This window comes from Larkinella bovis, assembly GCF_042655385.1.
In the GTDB taxonomy this organism is placed as follows: Bacteria; Bacteroidota; Bacteroidia; order Cytophagales; family Spirosomataceae; genus Larkinella; species Larkinella bovis.
In genome coordinates this window covers 101,758-118,770 of the sequence record NZ_JBHSMA010000007.1, presented here as the reverse complement: position 1 = coordinate 118,770, position 17,013 = coordinate 101,758, and the positions used below count along the sequence as shown (strand labels likewise).

Below are 17,013 nucleotides of genomic sequence, written 5' to 3'. Positions count from 1 at the left end.
AAATGTGATTTGGGTTAGGGTTAACCGACGAGATTAGTGCCCGCTATTTTTGATGGCGGGCACTTTTGTTGCCTGGGCACGCGGATGGAAATCCGTGATGATTTGCTTGAGATAGTCGCGGTCCAGATGGGTATAAATCTCCGTCGTGGTAATGGACTCATGCCCGAGCATCTGCTGCACCGCCCGCAAATCAGCTCCGCCTTCAATCAGGTGCGTGGCAAACGAATGCCGGAACGTGTGCGGACTGATTTCCTTATGAACACCGGCCTCAAGGGCTACCTTCTTGATGGTTTTGAAAACCGACACCCGCGACAGCGTGCCGCCCCGCAGATTAAGAAAAACCGTATCTTCCGCTCCTTTCTGGATGTCGAGCTGACTCCGAACGTGCTCGAGGTAAATCGTTGTATATTTAATGGCGTCCTTGCCTATCGGAACCAGCCTCATCTTGTTGCCTTTTCCGGTGATGCGGATAAAACCAACGTCGAAATAACAGCTGGTCAACCGCAGATTCAGTAATTCGGAGACCCGTAAGCCCGAGCTGTACAGGACTTCCAGCATGGCGCGGTCGCGGGTGCCACCGGGCGTCGAGAGGTCGATGGCTTCCAGCAAGGCTTCAATTTCGGGAAAACTGAGGGTGTCGGGTAGTTTTCGGCTCAGCCGGGGTCCCTCGATCGATTGGGTGGGGTCGGTCTGGATCGCGTTTTCCAGCAACAGAAATTTATAAAAGGCTTTGAGTCCCGACAAAAACCGGGCCTGTGAGGGCGCTGCCAGACCCAGGTCCGTCAGGTAGGTCAGAAAATCAAACAGGAGATCTTCCGTCACCTGGGTCGGCGGAACCGCTGCGCCGGATAACTCGAGGAACTCGCGGAGCTTGGTGACGTCGCGCAGGTAGGCTTCGACTGAATTTTCAGCCAGCGAACGTTCCAGCTTCAGGTAATTTTTAAACGCGTTGATGTAACTTTGCCACACAGGGAACACCGATTTTGAAAGACGAATTACGGTTTAATTTGGCAATTGGCCGCTCTGCGGGCCGGCGTATTTCGTCATTTTCGTTCCTAACCCCCTAAATTTATGAAACAGATTCTTATTTTGAACGGCCCGAACCTGAACCTGCTGGGCAAGCGCGAACCGCATATTTACGGGAGCCGAACCTTTATTGATTACCTGGAAACCATCGAACAGGCGTTTCCGGACGTACAGATCCGGTATTTTCAGTCGAATCACGAGGGCGAACTGATTGATAAGATCCACGAACTGGGCTTCAGCATCGACGGGATTGTGATCAATGCCGGGGCGTATACCCACACCTCCATTGCAATTGCTGACGCGCTTTCGGCGGTGCCCGCACCGACGGTTGAAGTGCACATTTCCAACGTCCACGCCCGCGAAGCATTCCGGCACCACAGCTATTTGTCGGCCAAATGCAAGGGCGTGATTGTTGGCCTGGGGTTGCTGGGCTATAACCTGGCCGTGCAGTACCTGTTGAGTCTGGAGAAAAAAGAATAAGAGCGTTTGCGCATGATTACGTTTTACCCCGGCCCTTCGAAAGTGTATCCGCAGGTAGCCGCCTACGCTCAGGAAGCCGTTCGTTCGGGCGTGGTGAGCTGGAACCACCGCAGTCCCGGTTTTATGGACATTGTGAAAGAAACCGTACGGCTCCTGCACGAAAAACTGGCGATTCCGGCGGATTACCACCTGGCCCTGGTTTCGTCGGCCACGGAATGCTGGGAAATCATCGCCCAGTCGCTGACGGTAACCACGAGCCTGCATCCGTATGGCGGGGCCTTCGGTAAAAAATGGATGGAATACGCCCACCGGATCAAACCGATGATTTTACCGGGCGAAGCCGATGTGCTGTGCGTGGTGCAGAACGAAACCTCGAACGGCACGCAGGTTCGGATGGACACCCTGGCGAACTTTCGGCAGGAATTCAGCGGATTGATTGCCGTCGATGCGGTTTCGTCACTGGGGGGGCTGGCGTTCGACTGGTCGCTGGCCGATGTCTGGTTTGCCTCCGTTCAAAAATGCCTGGGTTTACCGGCGGGACTGGCGGTTTTGATTTATTCACCCCAGGCGCTGCGACAGGCCGAGGTGATCAACGATCGGCAGTATTACAATAGTTTGCTGTTCGTACACGAGAACTTTGCGAACTACCAGACCCCCTATACGCCGAATGGATTGGGGATTTATTTGCTGATGCGGGTCTTGCAACAGATTCCGGGCATTGCCGAGGTGGATCAGTTGATCCGGAAACGCGCCACTGACTGGTACCGGTTTTTCGAGACGGAAACGAACTGGAAGCTCCTGATTGATCAGCCGGAGCTGCGTTCGGATACGGTGATTGCGGTGCAGGGGAGTGAAGAGCAGATCCGGGCGGTGAAAACCGATGCGCAAAAAGCCGGAATCACGCTGGGCAACGGCTATGGCAACTGGAAATCCACCACCTTCCGGATTGCGAATTTCCCGGCCATAGAGGAGTGGGAAATTGAAAAACTCAAGACGTTCCTCCGGACGTATGAACTGGCGGCCCCTCCGGTTTAGTTCGGGTTGTTGAGGCAGTTAAAATGTTACCAAATCGGGACAGGAGTCCGTCGCTACGATGCTGAATTTCAAGGAAATTATTTCCGTTACGCTCATTCTGTTTTCGGTGATCGACGTCATTGGTTCACTGCCGATCATCATCGACTTACGCCGGAAAGTGGGGGCCATCCAATCCGAAAAAGCCACGCTGGTGTCGGGTTTGCTGATGATTTCCTTCTTGTACGTCGGCGAATCGATTCTGAAACTGTTCGGGGTCGATGTCTCGTCGTTTGCCGTGGCCGGGGCGCTGATTATTTTTCTGCTGGGGCTGGAAATGATTCTGGGCCGGAATATCTTTAAGGCCGACGACCATAGCACCGGAGCCGCTCACATCGTGCCGATTGCGTTTCCGCTCATTGCCGGGGCCGGAACGATGACAACCATATTGTCCCTGAAAGCCGAGTATGCGACGACCAACATTCTGGCCGGAATCCTGATCAACCTCATCCTGATTTATATCGTTCTGAAGTCGTCGGGCTGGATTGAAAACCGCCTTGGTCCCGCCGGAACCAACATCCTGCGGAAAGTTTTCGGTATTATTTTGCTCGCGATTGCCATCAAACTGTTCAAAAATAACTTCTGACCGTGGATTCCGGGGATGGAAGCGATTTGACGCGAATTGATTTTCGGAGGAGGGCTTTAATCCGTACCTTCGCAGGATATAAACCGTGTTGAACCGCTTTGGCGAAACGTATTCCGCCGGACGGTATCACACCCGCATCGAATCCCATTTACCAACGTTCATCACCAAAAAACACCGTAATCCTAGTGCAGACCCCCGATTCATTAAACGCCGTTGCCGAATTTCACCGGACCTTTCACCACCCGGTTCTGGATCAGCCCCAAATTCCGTCCGAAAACCGGTGCCAACTTCGGGTGGCGCTGTTGGCTGAGGAACTGAAAGAACTGGAAGTAGCCATTGTCGAAAAAGACATCGTAGAAGTAGCCGATGCGCTTTGCGATCTGCAGTACGTCCTGGCGGGCGCCATTCTGGAATTCGGACTGGGCGAAAAATTCAAAACGCTCTTCGACGAGGTCCAGCGGTCGAACCTGAGCAAAGCCTGCCTGACGGTCGAAGAAGCCGAAGCGACGGTAGCACATTACCAGGCCAAAGGGGTTGAATGTCATTATGTTGAGTCTGACGGAAAATACCTGGTGTATCGGACAGCGGACAAGAAGACGCTGAAAAACATTAACTATTCTCCGGCCGATCTGGTCAGCCTTTTGAAATAGCAAAAAAAGTCCGGCTGGCCGAGCGGCCAGCCGGAGCTTGCAATAACCTAAATAAATTACAGAAATAAACAGTTGCCAGGGGCGTTACTTCGATCTTGCGACGCGGTAAGGGCGTAACGGGTTTCGTTGACCGTGCATTAACCAAGCCTGTGTTCACGTTTGAGCTTGTGGATGATCCGATTGTTAGGATAATCCAGGTCAGCCGGTTTGGGGGGGCGCCCCCGGCGAAATGCGAAAAAGACCATACCCGCCAGGAACACCCCGGTAAGGGCGGTATAGCCAAAAGGCGGAGCCAGATCCCCGAGTGAATTTAGATCCAATACATACAAAGCGGTTACCTGGCTGGCCAGCTTAATAAAGAGAGCCGGAAAAAGGCCGATGGCCAGAATGCAAAGGACCAGCAGGGCTTTGGGAACCAGCATTCCATCGGACACTTCTTTTGCCTGGGCTGCAGCCGTGGAGCGGGGCCTCCCCAGAAACGCCGTTTTAAAAATTTTTGTAAACCCGAACACGCTATACAGGCTAATGAACCCCAGGCCGCTCAAAATCGTCCAGAGCAACAGGTTCAGGGAGCCGCCCGTCAGCCCAAGGTTTTGGATAAGGCCGGTATAAATCAGGAACTCGGAAACAAAGCCGTTGAACGGGGGAAAACCGCAAAGGGCCATCGAACCCAGCAGAAACGATACGGTCGTTTTGGGCATGGTTTTGATCAACCCACCCAATTGTTCCAGCGTGCGCGTATTAGTGGCTCGGTATACGGATCCCAGGCTGTAGAATAAGACGGATTTGGCAAGGGCATGGTTCGCAATGTGTAGAATTCCGCCCGTAAAACCTAGCGCGGCCAGCGTCGGATGATGGAACGCAAGGCCGAGCAAACCGGTGCCAATGCCAATGCCGATAATGCCGGTATTGGCGATGCTGCTGTAGGCTAAAACCGTTTTACCATCGGTCTGAACAAAGGCCGAGCGGATGCCGACGATACCTGAGAGCAGCGAAAGGGCCAGTATGATGAGGCTAATCGTGAAAAAATCCGTTTGAACGAAGGTCAAAACCCGCAGAATGCCGTAAAATCCCATTTGAATTAAAACACCCGACATAATTCCCGAAACGTGGGATGGGGTGGCCAAGTGGGTGCTGGGGAGCCACGAGTGGAGCGGGACAAAGCCAATACTCAGCCCAAAGCCACTGAGCAGAAGCAGGAAGACCGGCAGCAGGTCGTGGGTCGCAAAATAACCACTCAGGCCATCGAACCCGAACGAAAAACCGCTGGCCCGCAGAATCAGGAACGCCGTGGCCAGTAACGCAAATCCGATTTGCATCTGGACCAGGTAGGTAACCCCGGTTTTCAGGATTTCCTTCCGTTCGCCTTCAAACATGACCAGGCTGAAAGCGGAAACGTGCATAAGTTCCCAAACGGCCAGAAAAGCGGCTCCTCCGCGTAGAGTGACGACGAGCAGCATGGAAATGTGCAGCCACAGGAGCGCCAGGTGATGCTGCGAAAATTGCCGTTCCGAACGGGTCTGTCGGTATAATTTCAAATAACCGTGGGCATACAGCAAACCGGCCAGGAAGGTCAAACTGATGATCAGCAGAAAGAAGGCACCCAGGCTGTCAATGTTGCCCGGGAGCGGCAAGCCAACAAGTTCGAGCAGATTAAACTGCATGAGGCCACCCGAGGATAACGCCCGCAAGGCCCAGGAAGAAGCCGTGACAATGAGGACGATATGGAGGAATAAGCTGAAAAAATACTTCGTCTCACCCCGGAAAAAGAATAGGCCCGGGGTGCCAACAGCAGTACAGAGTAAAACAGCAGATTCCATGCACAATTGACGGTATCACCAATGAATTCAAAGATGATGCGATACCGTTAAAAGTGAATTAAGGCAGAGTTAAAAACCGGTTAAATCGGGCTGCGTTAGGTATTTAATTCAAAAGCAAGCGGTTTTTCGGCCTGGGCAGTCGTGCGCACCGGCACGATGACTTCGACGGTTGTTCCTTCGCCGACGGTTGATGTGACGTTGATTTGTCCGCCGTGAATGGTAATAATCCGGTGGGTGAGGGCCAGGCCAATTCCGTGTCCGATAATTCCCAACGTCGTTTCGGAACGGAAGAAGGGTTCAAACAAGTGGGGAATATCCTCCGGCGGGATACCGTAGCCGTGGTCGGTGAACGTAACATGGATCGTATGCTCACCAACGTTCAACGTTACGACGATATGGTGATCATTCGAATACTTGCACCCATTCTCGATCAGGTTCTGGAACGCCATCTGGAGCAGCGATTCTTCTCCCATCACCATGAGTTCTTCTTCATTGCCGGGTACGACTCCGTATTCGATATCGATCCGGTATTCCCGGTTTTTCTGAGCCAGCCGGCTGCGGGCCTGCCAGAGGAGTTCATCAATCCGGACCGGTTTGAACGATAGCGTGGTGGTATCGGCATTGACCCGCGCCAATTCGAGCAACCCCTCGACCAGGTTGTTCATTTTTTTGCCTTCCTCCAGCACACTTTCGAGCGCCTGTTTGTATTCGTCATTGCTCCGGGGCTGCATTAGCGTCACATCGACCTGACCGATCATCACCGTTAAGGGCGTTCGGAGTTCGTGGGATGCGTGGGAAACAAAGCTTTTCTGGAGGATAAAGGCCTGTTCCAGCCGGTCAAGCATGGCGTTGAAGGTAGCTGCCAGTTTCGCCAGTTCATCGCGGGGCCGTCCGACGCGCAACCGGGCGTAGATGTTAGTGGCTGAAATCGCATTCACCTGATCGATGATATCAGAAACCGGTTTCATGGCATCCCCGGCAAAAAGCCATCCCGCCAGAATGACAATGCCCATACTGACGAGCCAGCTCACCACCAGAATGTCACGCAGCCATTCAATTTTAGTAAAACCGTACCGATCAATGGCTGTGGCTACCACGACCAGAATTCGCTTGTGGTTGTCGACATACCGGACGCCCAGCGTCTCGATCTCTCCGGTGCGGATAAAAATTTCTTTTCCGGTACGGACCTGCTCCAGAAATTGCGAGGAAGCCTGTTCGTGCTGCGAATCCGTTGAGTGCAGGATCCGGTTATCGGGCAGGTAAATGGTTACGTGACCTTTGTACAAGGACATGAAACTCATCTCTATTTTCTGAAGAATTTCGTCCGTGATGCCACTTACCTCCACATTTTCCAGCGTTTGAGCGGTGGCAAAGGCGTTTTGGCGCAGCCGATCATAAAATTCACGCTCGCGGTATTGATCAAACAGGTAATAAATCGAAAGCGAAAACAAGAGAATGATCGAACCGACCAGCAGCGCGAAAAGTACGGTTAATCGAGCGCGAATGTTCATAATAGTGAGGACTAAAGGAGAAGAGGAAAAAGCGGCAAAGCAGGAAGAAATCATCGTTCCTCTTCTCCTTTAGTCCGCTACTCCTCTTTTAACATATAACCCATTCCAATGACCGTATGAATTAATTTAACCGGAAAATCCTTATCGACCTTCTTCCGCAGAAAATTGACATAGACGTCGATGACGTTCGTGCCGGTGTCAAAATGGATATCCCAGACTTTCTCGGCAATATCGATCCGGGACACCACCCGGCTTCGGTTGCGCATCAGGTATTCCAGTAACGCAAATTCCTTGGCGGTCAGTTCGATGCGCTTACCACCCCGGCGGGCTATTTTTTCGTTCAGGTCCAGCTCCAGATCGGCCACTTTCAGCAAATTAGCCTGCAGACCAGGATCGATCATCCGTTTGCTCAGGGCCCGCAACCGGGCGAGCAACTCCCGAAATTCGAAGGGTTTGACGAGATAATCGTCGGCCCCGGCCTCAAAACCGGCTACTTTGTTATCCAGCGATCCCATCGCCGTCAGCATCAGAAGTGGTGTCTTGATATTTTCCGATCGCAGAAATTTGGCCAGATCGTAGCCGTTCATTTTGGGTATATTAACATCGAGCACAATCACGTCATAATGGTTACTTAGTGCCATGTTTCGTCCGATATGACCATCATATGCAATATCTACCTCAAAAGATTGTTCTTCAAGGCCTTTTTTGACAAACGACGCCAGTTTGGGTTCGTCTTCAACCACAAGAATTTTCATATTTTCAAAAACAGGCTTAACCGGCTTGGGACGTGTCCGGAACGAAGTTTGATTTTTAATGCAATAAAACAAAAAAGCTACCCGAAATATATCTTCAGGTAGCTTTTTTCATCCTATCCACACCATTCAAAGCTAATTATTAAACCAGCTCTGATGTTCAACCTTCCAAGTGTAAGATATTAGCTGACTTACAGCGGAAATTTGATCGGTCAAAAGTAGACCGATCAGATTAAACACAAGTTAAAGACAGGTTAAAATCGAGTGAAAGCGCCGAAATAAAGCAAACAAAAAAGCTATCCGAGACTACCCGAATAGCTTTCCGACTATATCCACACCATTTAAAAACAGCCGCCCGTTCAGGCTTAGGCTGCCTTTTTTCGTAACCTGCACCAGGTCAGGTCTATATTTTTAATCTCTTGTTTCCAGATTAGTATGCAAATATAACAGTTGTTTACAGCATGAGCATCAAAATTTCTCCAAAAAAATCAAAGAAAACTACTTAGTTATTTTTAGAGTATGCTAAGTAACCAGTTAATAACACTGTAAAACCAGCCAGCAACGGCTAAAAAGGCGGTTTTGCACGAATTTTACAAGTTGCTCAAAACCGCATATGTTATTTTACGGTCTGAATATGCACATAAATTAAGTAACAAAAAAGCGAAATGCTTGGTCACAAGCATTTCGCTACTTATCCATAATGTTGAGTAAATCAGATTCGAGGTAAGCAGGCGCCTTAATCGACCTTTACGGACTTCTTCGCCGAATCGACACCTTCGTGGGCCTTGCTGGCCATATCGTCTACTTTCTCGTTATACTTGTCCTTGTGCTGCTCACCTTCACTCTGGAGCTTACCCGTCCACTGGTTTACCTGAGCCTTCACCTGTTCAACCTGGGCTTTCACCTGTTCTACCCCTTTACTCCATTGATCCTGTAGATCCTTGGTGCGTTTGTCGGCTTCATCCTGAATCCACTGGCGGCTTTCCTGGCCACTTTTCGGAGCTGTCAGAATACCCGCAACAACGCCGGTGATAAACCCTAACAGAAAATCTCTTGAACTTTTCATGGTGTATCTTATTTAAGTTTGCGACTTGTGAAGGTAGCAAATGAAATTAATATTTCGAATTGCGTTCAACCCCTTCAACGGCACTTTTGGTCCGCGAAGCGACCGTATCAACGGCATCATTGTACTTTGACGTCAGGTTTTCCCGGGTGTCTTCATACTGGCTTTTAATGCTGTTGAAGCCCTTGGTAATGGTATCCTGCAGATCTTTCAAAAACTTGTCTGAATCATTTGTTATTTTCTTACGGGTATCTTTCCCGCTGCGGGGAGCCAGCAATAATCCCAAGGCAGCTCCAGTCAAAATAGCAACGACGAGTCCACTGAAATTCGATTTCATACCTTTTCAAACGGTTTTAAGTGAGAAATAACCGCTCACGGCGGATAACGGTTCTATTACAGAAAAATTCGTACCACTTTCCCGCTAGTGGGTAAAAGTTTAGTTGTAACCTATTGGTAGTCAATGAGGTTTATTTAATTCGGTAGGATTACGATTCGGATGATTCGGGGATAAAATGAGGAATATTTTCTACAAACTGTAGAACTGTGTCGGGCCTATGGCTTTCGGAAAGGCGCTCGGTACAGCAGTTGGACAACACTAAGGAAACAAAGATGATTGCCTGGCCAGGGATACACATACAAAAAATCCCTGCACTCAAATCTGGTGCAGGGATTCCGTACCCACCGTAACTTGTACTTAACCTAAAATGAAACCACCTAAACCTAAACGTATCGCTCAGTAAAGTGTATCAGCGATGATATCGACATTCGCTTGACCATCAGGTCCAACGGCATTTTTAAATGATGTGTGTTGTGTAATCAAACGCCCCGCCCACGAATCAGACGTAGCAAAATAGCAACAATTGCGATGACTAACAATATGTGGATCAGGTTGTTACCTGCTAATCCGGTTCCCAGGACTCCAAAGAAACCCAGTGCCCAGATAATAATAAGGATGACTGCGACCGTGTAAAGCAAGTTTCCCATAATATAGCCGGATCAAAGCTGAAAAATTGTTAAGCAAGCAATCGCTTCTGTATCGTTTAATTGAAAATCTTATGCCAAAATAAAGCTACTCGAAAAGTGTCTTTAAAAAGTTCAATAATAGTTTAATGATTTGGATCTTTCTTTGAAAAACGAACAGAAGAAGCTACGGGAATCGATACCCTTTCCCCTAAAAGGTGTGGAAAAAAGTCTACAACTGTAGAATAATATGTAGAAAAAATCCGTCTCTTCTTCGAAATATGAAATTATTTTTTCCGCTTTCTGGCTCCCTCAAATAGTAGTTTTTTAGTAGCTAAACACGCTATTTTGCCAAAAAACCGGGTAAATCACCCATTTTTTGACCGTATGATGGTTTTAGGCACATTATTGTCTATACATCCTTATTGTATAATAAGTGTAAAAATGGAAACCGTAAAACGATCGTGGAACGAATGAGGGGCTGGCAAACCGGGACGCAATATAAGCCGGTACTATCGAACATGACCAATACAAAAAAGGTACTTATCGTTGATGACGAAGCAGATATTTGTCTTTTATTGTCAGGGTTATTAAAGCAAATGGGGTACCAGCCAACCTGTGCTAACTTTCTGGAGGAAGGTCGCGAGCGACTGGCCCAGCAGGCCTATGATGCCGTCTTTCTGGATTTGAGTTTGCCCGATGGGGTGGGGTTTGAACTCCTTTCCCACATTCGGAAAACCGAGTCCAAGGCGAAAGTTATTATGATCAGCGCATTCGACGGGATCGCCGAGCGCAAACGGGCGTCGCAGGAGGGAGCTGATTATTTTATTGGCAAGCCTTTTAACCGAAAGACCATCGAACAGGCTTTACAATATATCCAAGTTTAATTAACTTTATCCCTGAATCAGTAAATTGGGCACTGTAACTGTCCCTGTATGGAAAGAATCTTGATCGTTGACGATAATACGGATATATGCCTGCTTTTAGAACGCTTTTTGTCAAAACAAGGATATAAGACGGCTTCTGTTCAACGGGGAGATGACGCCTTGGCTCTTCTGCGAAAAGACTCCTTTGAGTTGGTAATATGTGATTTCAAACTGCCGGATATCGACGGTTTGGAAATGTTGCGCCGAATAAAAATCTTCGATCCTACGACCGCAGTCATCATTATTACCGGTTATTCAGACGTCCGGATGGCAGTGCAAACCGTTAAACACGGGGCGTATGATTACGTGACAAAACCACTCTATCCGGACGAAATATTATACACCATCAAAAGTGCCCTGGATCGGCGCAATCAGCGGGTTGAATCACGGACGGAAACCGATGGGTCAACCCTGGAGGACGAAGCCACCGAAGCCGGTCCGGTGAAAGTAACGACCCGGGCCGCCAAAACCGCCACCATTATCAATGGGGGGCGTCGCTTTATTTTTGGAAGAAGCCGGGCGGCCGAAATGCTCCAGAAACACATCGAACTCATTGCTCCCACGAATATGTCGGTGATTATTACCGGCGAAACTGGCACGGGCAAGGAATTTGTCGCCAACGCCATTCACCAGAAAAGTAAGCGCTCCGGCAAACCGTTTGTGGCCATTGATTGCGGAGCCCTGTCGAAAGAACTGGCTGGTAGTGAATTATTTGGGCATACCAAAGGGGCTTTTACCGGAGCGATCTCCGACAAAATGGGGAGCTTTGAATATGCCAATGGAGGGACCTTGTTTCTGGACGAAATTGGGAACCTTTCCTACGAAAATCAGATCAAACTGCTGCGGGTTCTGCAGGAGCGGAAAATCCGGCGAATCGGTAGCAATACCGATATTTTAGTCGATGTGCGCATTCTGTGTGCGACCAACGAAGATCTTCGGGAGGCCGTTCGCCAGGGCCGTTTTCGGGAAGATATTTTCCACCGGCTCGACGAATTTCGGATTGATCTGGTCCCGTTGCGGGAACGGAAAGCCGACATCATTCTCTTTGCCGAACACTTCCTGGAATTAGCCAACGAGCAGCTCGAAAAGAATGTGCTAGGCTTCGACGACGAAGTGAAGGATAAATTAAAGGATTATTTCTGGCACGGTAACCTTCGTGAAATTCAGAACGTTGTGAAACGTGCGGTCTTGCTTACGCAGGGTGATATGATTACGGTGGACGCATTGCCCTACGAAATTGTAGCGCCCAGCTACCTCATGGAAGACGGCGGCTCGGCGGTTTCTACAATGACGCCCGCTAACAACCTGAAGTCCGTCTCGGAGAGCGCAGAACGGGCGGCCATTATTAAGGTATTGGAAAAAACCGGCTATAATAAAACCAAGGCTGCCGAAGTATTGAACATCGACCGCAAAACGCTTTATAACAAGCTCAAAGCTTACGATATTCATCTGTAGAGAATAATTCACAATGAACGGACTAACGGCTGCTCATTGTGAATTATTCATTCTTTTTATCTAATCGTAAAGCCGAGCGAAACTTGTCCAACGGCGTTTTTCGCTTTTCCCATCAGCGCACGGGCTGCTCCATCGTTGGCAACGGGCTGTAAGCCCTGTCCGTAACGGAGTCCCAGCATAGCGGCTCCAAAGTAGATGTTTAATCCGCCCGCTACCCCGTAATCGAACGCGTTAAAGTTGTCACGATTAATACTGCGGTAGTCTGAGCCCAGGTCGCCTTCTGTGGTGACTTTCGAGTTAAGCAGATAAGATGCGTACGGGCCAGCCTGCAAGTCAACCGAATTGCCCAGTTTGAACGTTGCCAAAACCGGTAATTCAATGTAATTAAGTTTAAACGTATTCCGCCCCGTAGCACCCAATAGATTATAATTCGCCGAAACCCCTTTGGTTGAATATTGAAGTTCCGGTTGAATCGCAAAGAAACTGCTTACCGGCACCTGGGTAAAGACGCCAACATGAAAACCAATTCGTTCATTTCGATCATCGACATTGTTGAGGTATAAGGTGCTGGCATTTAATCCACCCTTGATTCCCGTTCGGGGTGTTGTCTGAGCAGTTGCCCGCAACGTTGACAGACCGCCCAGGAGAACCATAACCACGAGTAATTTGACAATCGGATTTTTCATAAAGTAAACACGTTTGGTATACCCGAAAGGATGAAAAATATATGCCAATCAGACTGAATAGCAAAGGTGTTTTGGGTATTTGTTTGATAATCAGAAGTTTGATGGTTTTTGATTTTCCGTATTGAGGACGTGGTGAGCCGGGAAAGGCTTCCATTTGTGGAAGATAATACTCAAACTGTAGAAGGAAAATCGTAAAAGTTGGGGATTTGTGAAACACCTTTCCGACAAACTTGTTCCTGTATTCGACGAAAAGTATACTTACTTTTGTCTTTCGGAACACCGGGAACCGGCCTTAAAGCGCATCAAACGAATGACAACGAAAGAAATCCATACGAGCATACTGATTGCCGACGATGATGCCGATGACCGGATGCTGATCCAGCAGGCTTTTCGGGAGTGTAACCTGAAATCGGACTTGCACTTTGTGGAAGATGGAGAGGACCTGATGGATTTTCTCTACCAGCGTGCGGGCTACACCTCGGCGACGCGGCCCAGCCTGATCATTCTGGACCTGAATATGCCCCGGAAAAACGGAATTCAGGCCCTTCGCGAAATCAAGGCAAACGAGCAATTTCGGCAAATTCCTGTCGTTGTATTGACAACCTCGACGGCAGAAGAAGACATTTTACGGACCTACGATTTGGGCGTAAGCTCCTACATATCAAAGCCGTTTGACTTTAACACGCTGCTCGATATCACCAACACCATAAAGAAATACTGGATTGACACCGTTTCCTTACCTGATGACTCAACCCGATGAATTTTCGGATAAGCCCATTCGGGTACTTTTAGTTGAGGATGATGAAGATGATTTTGTGTTGACGAAGTCCCTGATTTCGACCCGGGATAACGCCAACATACGCCTGGATTGGATTAGTGATTTTGATTCGGCGCTGAAACAGATATACCGCAATGCGTATGATGTTTACCTGGTGGACTACCGCCTGGGGGAGCGAACCGGGATCGAATTGATTCAGGAAGCCTTTGCGGCCGGTTTTCAAACGCCGATGATTTTGCTGACCGGGCAGGATGATCTGGAAGTTGATTATTCGGCCCTCAAACTGGGAGCTGCCGATTACCTGGTCAAAGGCCGGATCGATGCCCAACTGCTCGGCCGGAGCATTCGCTACGCGCTACGGCAGGCCCAGGTTATGGGGGAGCTGGCCGAAAAGGAAAACCGCTACCGGTCGCTGTTCGAGCGCTCGATTGATGCCATTTTTATTACCGATCGTAATTTCGAATTTCAGGAAATTAACCCATCACTGGAAAACCTGACCGGCTATTCGAAGGAAGAATTACGGCAACTGGCCGTCCGCGACCTCTTCGATAAGTCCGAGGTGTACGATCAGTTACTGCAGCAAATTAAAGGACCGGTTCATGTCAAGGATACAGAAGTTGTCCTGGTGAGTAAAAACCGGAAAAAGATCGATTGCCTGCTTTCGGTGGTCGCGATTCCCGACAAAGATGGAAACACGAATTGGTATCAGGCCATTGTCCGGGATGTTACTCAGCAGAAAAAAGCCCAGCGCGACCTGCTCATTGCCGAGAAATTGAGCATGACGGGCCAGATCGCCCGCAGCATCGCTCACGAGGTGCGTAACCCGCTGACGAACCTGCACCTGGCCCTGGAACAACTCAAGGAAGATTTGCCGCCGGACGATCCCGGTTTGGCGCTCTACATCAACATCATCCGCCGGAATGCCGAACGGATTGGCCAGTTGATCACCGAAATGCTCAACTCCTCCAAACCCCGCGATCTGGAGTTAAGACCCTATAACCTGAACGACGCGGTGCGCGAGACCCTGCACCTGGTTCACGACCGGTTGCAACTGAAGGGCATGAAGCTGATCACCGATTTCACGACCGAAGATAGTTCTGTTCCCCTCGACAAGGAACAGTTTAAAACCGCCCTGCTGAATATCCTGATCAACGCCGTTGAAGCCATGAAGGAGATGACGGGTGTTTTAACCGTTAAAACCCTGCCGGTGAGCGAACGGGCCATTATGGTGTGTGTGGAAGACAATGGTTCCGGGATTTCGGAAGAAAACCGCCAGCGCCTTTTCGATCCGTTTTTTACCGGAAAACAGGGCGGAATGGGTTTAGGCCTGACAACGACCCAGAACATCATTAACAGCCACCGTGGCTCCATTGAAGTGGAAAGCCAGGAAGGGGTAGGCACCACATTCCGTCTTTTGTTTCCCAAATAAGGACGGTTGGCAAGATCGTAAAAACCGGGACCTCTGAATAATCAGAGGTCTTTTTTTGGTCCATGCTGTAGACTTTTATACCCAGTGAAGTATTCTGATTTCCACAGAAGGATACAAAAATCCAAATCGGTTTTTGTATTATTCAGAGTCATGGTTTTTCAAGACTATTGATAGTCAGTTGAATACAGTTTGTCGGATGGACACGGGAGGGGTTCCGTGAAAATGGCACAATTATCTCCCTACAGGTAATGTCTCATCAACAATCGACTCACGAAAATGTACTGGAAACCAACTCATTTTCCCGCAGCGATGCGTTCGCTTTCACCCAGTGTTCGTGCCAAGGCAATTGAAATTGCCAATCGGCTACAATTGCAGGGTGAACCGGACCAGAAGACGCTTATTTCAACCAGCATTATGCAGGCAAGGCAGTGGAATCGCCAGCGCTTTCTGGAATCTCAGGATTCATCGTTGCGTTAACCCGACCGGCCAGCTAAATGCTGATGAATACAACCCGTTTTGAATTTCCTAGTTACCAACCCAAGCGAATCAAGCCATTATGATCTGGAAAAAAAACATTTACGACACGCTGGTCTCCTGTGCCGCGGCCTGTGACGAATACGCAACAGAATGCTCCCGTCAACAAGATATTGAAGACTTATATCGCTGTATTTTCCTGAGTTTGGATTGTTCGGATCTCTGTCGTCAGGTTGCGGTTTTGTACGTTCGGGGTTCCGAAAATACGCGGCTCCTGGCCAGAACCTGTATTGAAGTCTGCGAAAAATGCGCGGAAGAATGCGAGCGGACGAGTGCCGAACGCGCCTGCCAGATTGCTTCCACCTGTCGCCAGTGCATCCGGGTGTGCATGGCCATTCTGGAAATGGGCCTGCAACCGGACACGGAATCCGAAACCTCCAAAACCCTGTTTGTGGCTCTGGGCCGGCAGGAAATGATTTACAATTAACGTTTTTCACTGTCCGCAAGTGTGTAATCAAGTAAAACGGTGCTGGTTTAAAACCGGCAAGGCCATTGGCCACCGAAAAATTCTGTCAGGAACGTGTCGTCAAGAAACGTGTTGAATGCACTGACTATTTCTGGAAACTGGAACACAACCTGAACACGAACTGATCGTGAGTTTTCGGTGTGAAGCGTGATCTTTACCCCGTAATAGGACCTGAGCCGGGCGTATGGGAACATACATCTGATGAAGACCTTCGCAGGGAATCGGCACCGTGTATACATCATTTAATTGAAAAGGGCCGATTGTTTTTAGTGAAGACTAAACACGATCGGCCTTCTGGTTTAAAATCATAGCGTTATGGAAACCTCGGAACAACAGAAAGCAGGTATGGAAAAAGTGAGCAAGCTGATTGATACGATCCGGATCGGCATGCTGACTACCCTGGACGAACACGGTAATCTGGTCAGTCGACCCATGGCCGTTATGCAGATGGATGAGAACGGAGATTTGTGGTTTTTCACCAAAGAGCACTCTCCGAAAACTGACCAGATCGGTACAAATTATAAAGTCAATGTGGCTTTTGCCGATGTGTCGGATGCGTCTTATGTATCCGTCAGCGGAACGGCTGAAGAGCAGCGTGATCGGGCTAAAATCGAAGAATTATGGTCGCCGATGGCAAAACCGTGGTTTCCGGACGGCAAGGAAGATCCGGAACTGGTTATCCTGAAAGTACACATCGAAACCGCCCAATACTGGGATTCGACTTCCAGCCGAATGGTGCGGCTTTTTGAAATGGCCCGGGCTGCGCTGACGGGCGATACCTACCAGGAAGGGGAAAATAAACTGGTGGAAAACCGGTGAT

Annotated in this window: 19 protein-coding genes; 11 read left to right on the top strand and 8 right to left on the bottom strand. The window is 49.2% G+C overall.

Annotation, left to right across the window (positions count from 1 at the left end; translation table 11 throughout):
- Nucleotides 1–33: 33 nt before the first annotated feature.
- Nucleotides 34–969 (bottom strand): site-specific tyrosine recombinase XerD, encoded by a 936-nt coding sequence (gene xerD, locus ACFPMF_RS19950; protein WP_379848497.1) that lies wholly within the window; start codon nucleotides 967–969, stop codon nucleotides 34–36.
- Between the two features lie 102 nt (nucleotides 970–1,071).
- Between xerD and aroQ the strand changes: the two genes are divergently transcribed.
- The 4 genes from aroQ (at nucleotide 1,072) to ACFPMF_RS19930 (ending at nucleotide 3,813) form a co-directional block, all read left to right on the top strand.
- Nucleotides 1,072–1,506 (top strand): type II 3-dehydroquinate dehydratase, encoded by a 435-nt coding sequence (aroQ, locus tag ACFPMF_RS19945; protein WP_379848496.1) that lies wholly within the window; start codon nucleotides 1,072–1,074, stop codon nucleotides 1,504–1,506.
- A 12-nt stretch (nucleotides 1,507–1,518) separates the two neighbouring features.
- Complete coding sequence (locus tag ACFPMF_RS19940; RefSeq protein WP_379848495.1) at nucleotides 1,519–2,541, top strand: aminotransferase class V-fold PLP-dependent enzyme; 1,023 nt, start codon at nucleotides 1,519–1,521, stop codon at nucleotides 2,539–2,541.
- Between the two features lie 58 nt (nucleotides 2,542–2,599).
- Nucleotides 2,600–3,163, top strand: coding sequence for a MarC family protein (locus ACFPMF_RS19935; protein ID WP_379848494.1), 564 nt, complete (start codon nucleotides 2,600–2,602; stop codon nucleotides 3,161–3,163).
- Between the two features lie 185 nt (nucleotides 3,164–3,348).
- Nucleotides 3,349–3,813, top strand: coding sequence for a pyrophosphohydrolase domain-containing protein (locus ACFPMF_RS19930; RefSeq protein ID WP_379848493.1), 465 nt, complete (start codon nucleotides 3,349–3,351; stop codon nucleotides 3,811–3,813).
- A 137-nt stretch (nucleotides 3,814–3,950) separates the two neighbouring features.
- Here ACFPMF_RS19930 and ACFPMF_RS19925 read toward each other — a convergent pair whose 3' ends face one another.
- The 6 genes from ACFPMF_RS19925 to ACFPMF_RS19900 all read right to left on the bottom strand — a co-directional run bounded on the left by ACFPMF_RS19925 (nucleotide 3,951) and on the right by ACFPMF_RS19900 (nucleotide 9,943).
- Nucleotides 3,951–5,633 (bottom strand): proton-conducting transporter transmembrane domain-containing protein, encoded by a 1,683-nt coding sequence (locus ACFPMF_RS19925; RefSeq protein ID WP_379848492.1) that lies wholly within the window; start codon nucleotides 5,631–5,633, stop codon nucleotides 3,951–3,953.
- A gap of 95 nt (nucleotides 5,634–5,728) precedes the next feature.
- Complete coding sequence (locus tag ACFPMF_RS19920) at nucleotides 5,729–7,144, bottom strand: HAMP domain-containing sensor histidine kinase (RefSeq protein ID WP_379848491.1); 1,416 nt, start codon at nucleotides 7,142–7,144, stop codon at nucleotides 5,729–5,731.
- A gap of 77 nt (nucleotides 7,145–7,221) precedes the next feature.
- On the bottom strand, nucleotides 7,222–7,899 hold the full coding sequence (locus ACFPMF_RS19915; protein WP_379848490.1) for a response regulator: 678 nt from the start codon (nucleotides 7,897–7,899) through the stop codon (nucleotides 7,222–7,224).
- 733 nt (nucleotides 7,900–8,632) lie between these two features.
- Nucleotides 8,633–8,962, bottom strand: coding sequence for a YtxH domain-containing protein (locus ACFPMF_RS19910; RefSeq protein ID WP_379848489.1), 330 nt, complete (start codon nucleotides 8,960–8,962; stop codon nucleotides 8,633–8,635).
- 46 nt (nucleotides 8,963–9,008) lie between these two features.
- The gene (locus ACFPMF_RS19905; protein ID WP_379848488.1) at nucleotides 9,009–9,296 is read right to left on the bottom strand and encodes a YtxH domain-containing protein; all 288 of its coding nucleotides are present in this window, start codon (nucleotides 9,294–9,296) and stop codon (nucleotides 9,009–9,011) included.
- A 479-nt stretch (nucleotides 9,297–9,775) separates the two neighbouring features.
- Nucleotides 9,776–9,943 (bottom strand): lmo0937 family membrane protein, encoded by a 168-nt coding sequence (locus ACFPMF_RS19900; protein ID WP_124877250.1) that lies wholly within the window; start codon nucleotides 9,941–9,943, stop codon nucleotides 9,776–9,778.
- 497 nt (nucleotides 9,944–10,440) lie between these two features.
- Between ACFPMF_RS19900 and ACFPMF_RS19895 the strand changes: the two genes are divergently transcribed.
- On the top strand, nucleotides 10,441–10,806 hold the full coding sequence (locus ACFPMF_RS19895; protein ID WP_379848487.1) for a response regulator: 366 nt from the start codon (nucleotides 10,441–10,443) through the stop codon (nucleotides 10,804–10,806).
- 48 nt (nucleotides 10,807–10,854) lie between these two features.
- Nucleotides 10,855–12,300, top strand: coding sequence for a sigma-54-dependent transcriptional regulator (locus ACFPMF_RS19890; RefSeq protein WP_379848486.1), 1,446 nt, complete (start codon nucleotides 10,855–10,857; stop codon nucleotides 12,298–12,300).
- 56 nt (nucleotides 12,301–12,356) lie between these two features.
- Here ACFPMF_RS19890 and ACFPMF_RS19885 read toward each other — a convergent pair whose 3' ends face one another.
- Nucleotides 12,357–12,986 (bottom strand): porin family protein, encoded by a 630-nt coding sequence (locus tag ACFPMF_RS19885; protein WP_379848485.1) that lies wholly within the window; start codon nucleotides 12,984–12,986, stop codon nucleotides 12,357–12,359.
- 310 nt (nucleotides 12,987–13,296) lie between these two features.
- On the opposite strand from ACFPMF_RS19885, the gene ACFPMF_RS19880 reads away from it, so the two are divergent.
- From ACFPMF_RS19880 to ACFPMF_RS19860, 5 genes are all read left to right on the top strand, one after another.
- A complete protein-coding gene (locus tag ACFPMF_RS19880; RefSeq protein ID WP_379848484.1) occupies nucleotides 13,297–13,746 on the top strand; it encodes a response regulator in 450 nt (149 codons plus the stop codon).
- Nucleotides 13,730–15,193, top strand: a complete 1,464-nt coding sequence (locus tag ACFPMF_RS19875) for a hybrid sensor histidine kinase/response regulator (RefSeq protein ID WP_379848483.1) — start codon at nucleotides 13,730–13,732, stop codon at nucleotides 15,191–15,193. The genes ACFPMF_RS19880 and ACFPMF_RS19875 overlap by 17 nt, the downstream gene beginning before the upstream one ends.
- A 276-nt stretch (nucleotides 15,194–15,469) precedes the next feature.
- Nucleotides 15,470–15,670 (top strand): DUF2188 domain-containing protein, encoded by a 201-nt coding sequence (locus tag ACFPMF_RS19870; protein ID WP_379848482.1) that lies wholly within the window; start codon nucleotides 15,470–15,472, stop codon nucleotides 15,668–15,670.
- Between the two features lie 79 nt (nucleotides 15,671–15,749).
- Nucleotides 15,750–16,154: a four-helix bundle copper-binding protein gene (locus ACFPMF_RS19865; RefSeq protein WP_379848481.1), complete on the top strand. Its 405-nt coding sequence runs from the start codon at nucleotides 15,750–15,752 to the stop codon at nucleotides 16,152–16,154.
- A 354-nt stretch (nucleotides 16,155–16,508) separates the two neighbouring features.
- Complete coding sequence (locus tag ACFPMF_RS19860; protein ID WP_379848480.1) at nucleotides 16,509–17,012, top strand: pyridoxamine 5'-phosphate oxidase family protein; 504 nt, start codon at nucleotides 16,509–16,511, stop codon at nucleotides 17,010–17,012.
- Nucleotide 17,013: the final 1 nt, after the last annotated feature.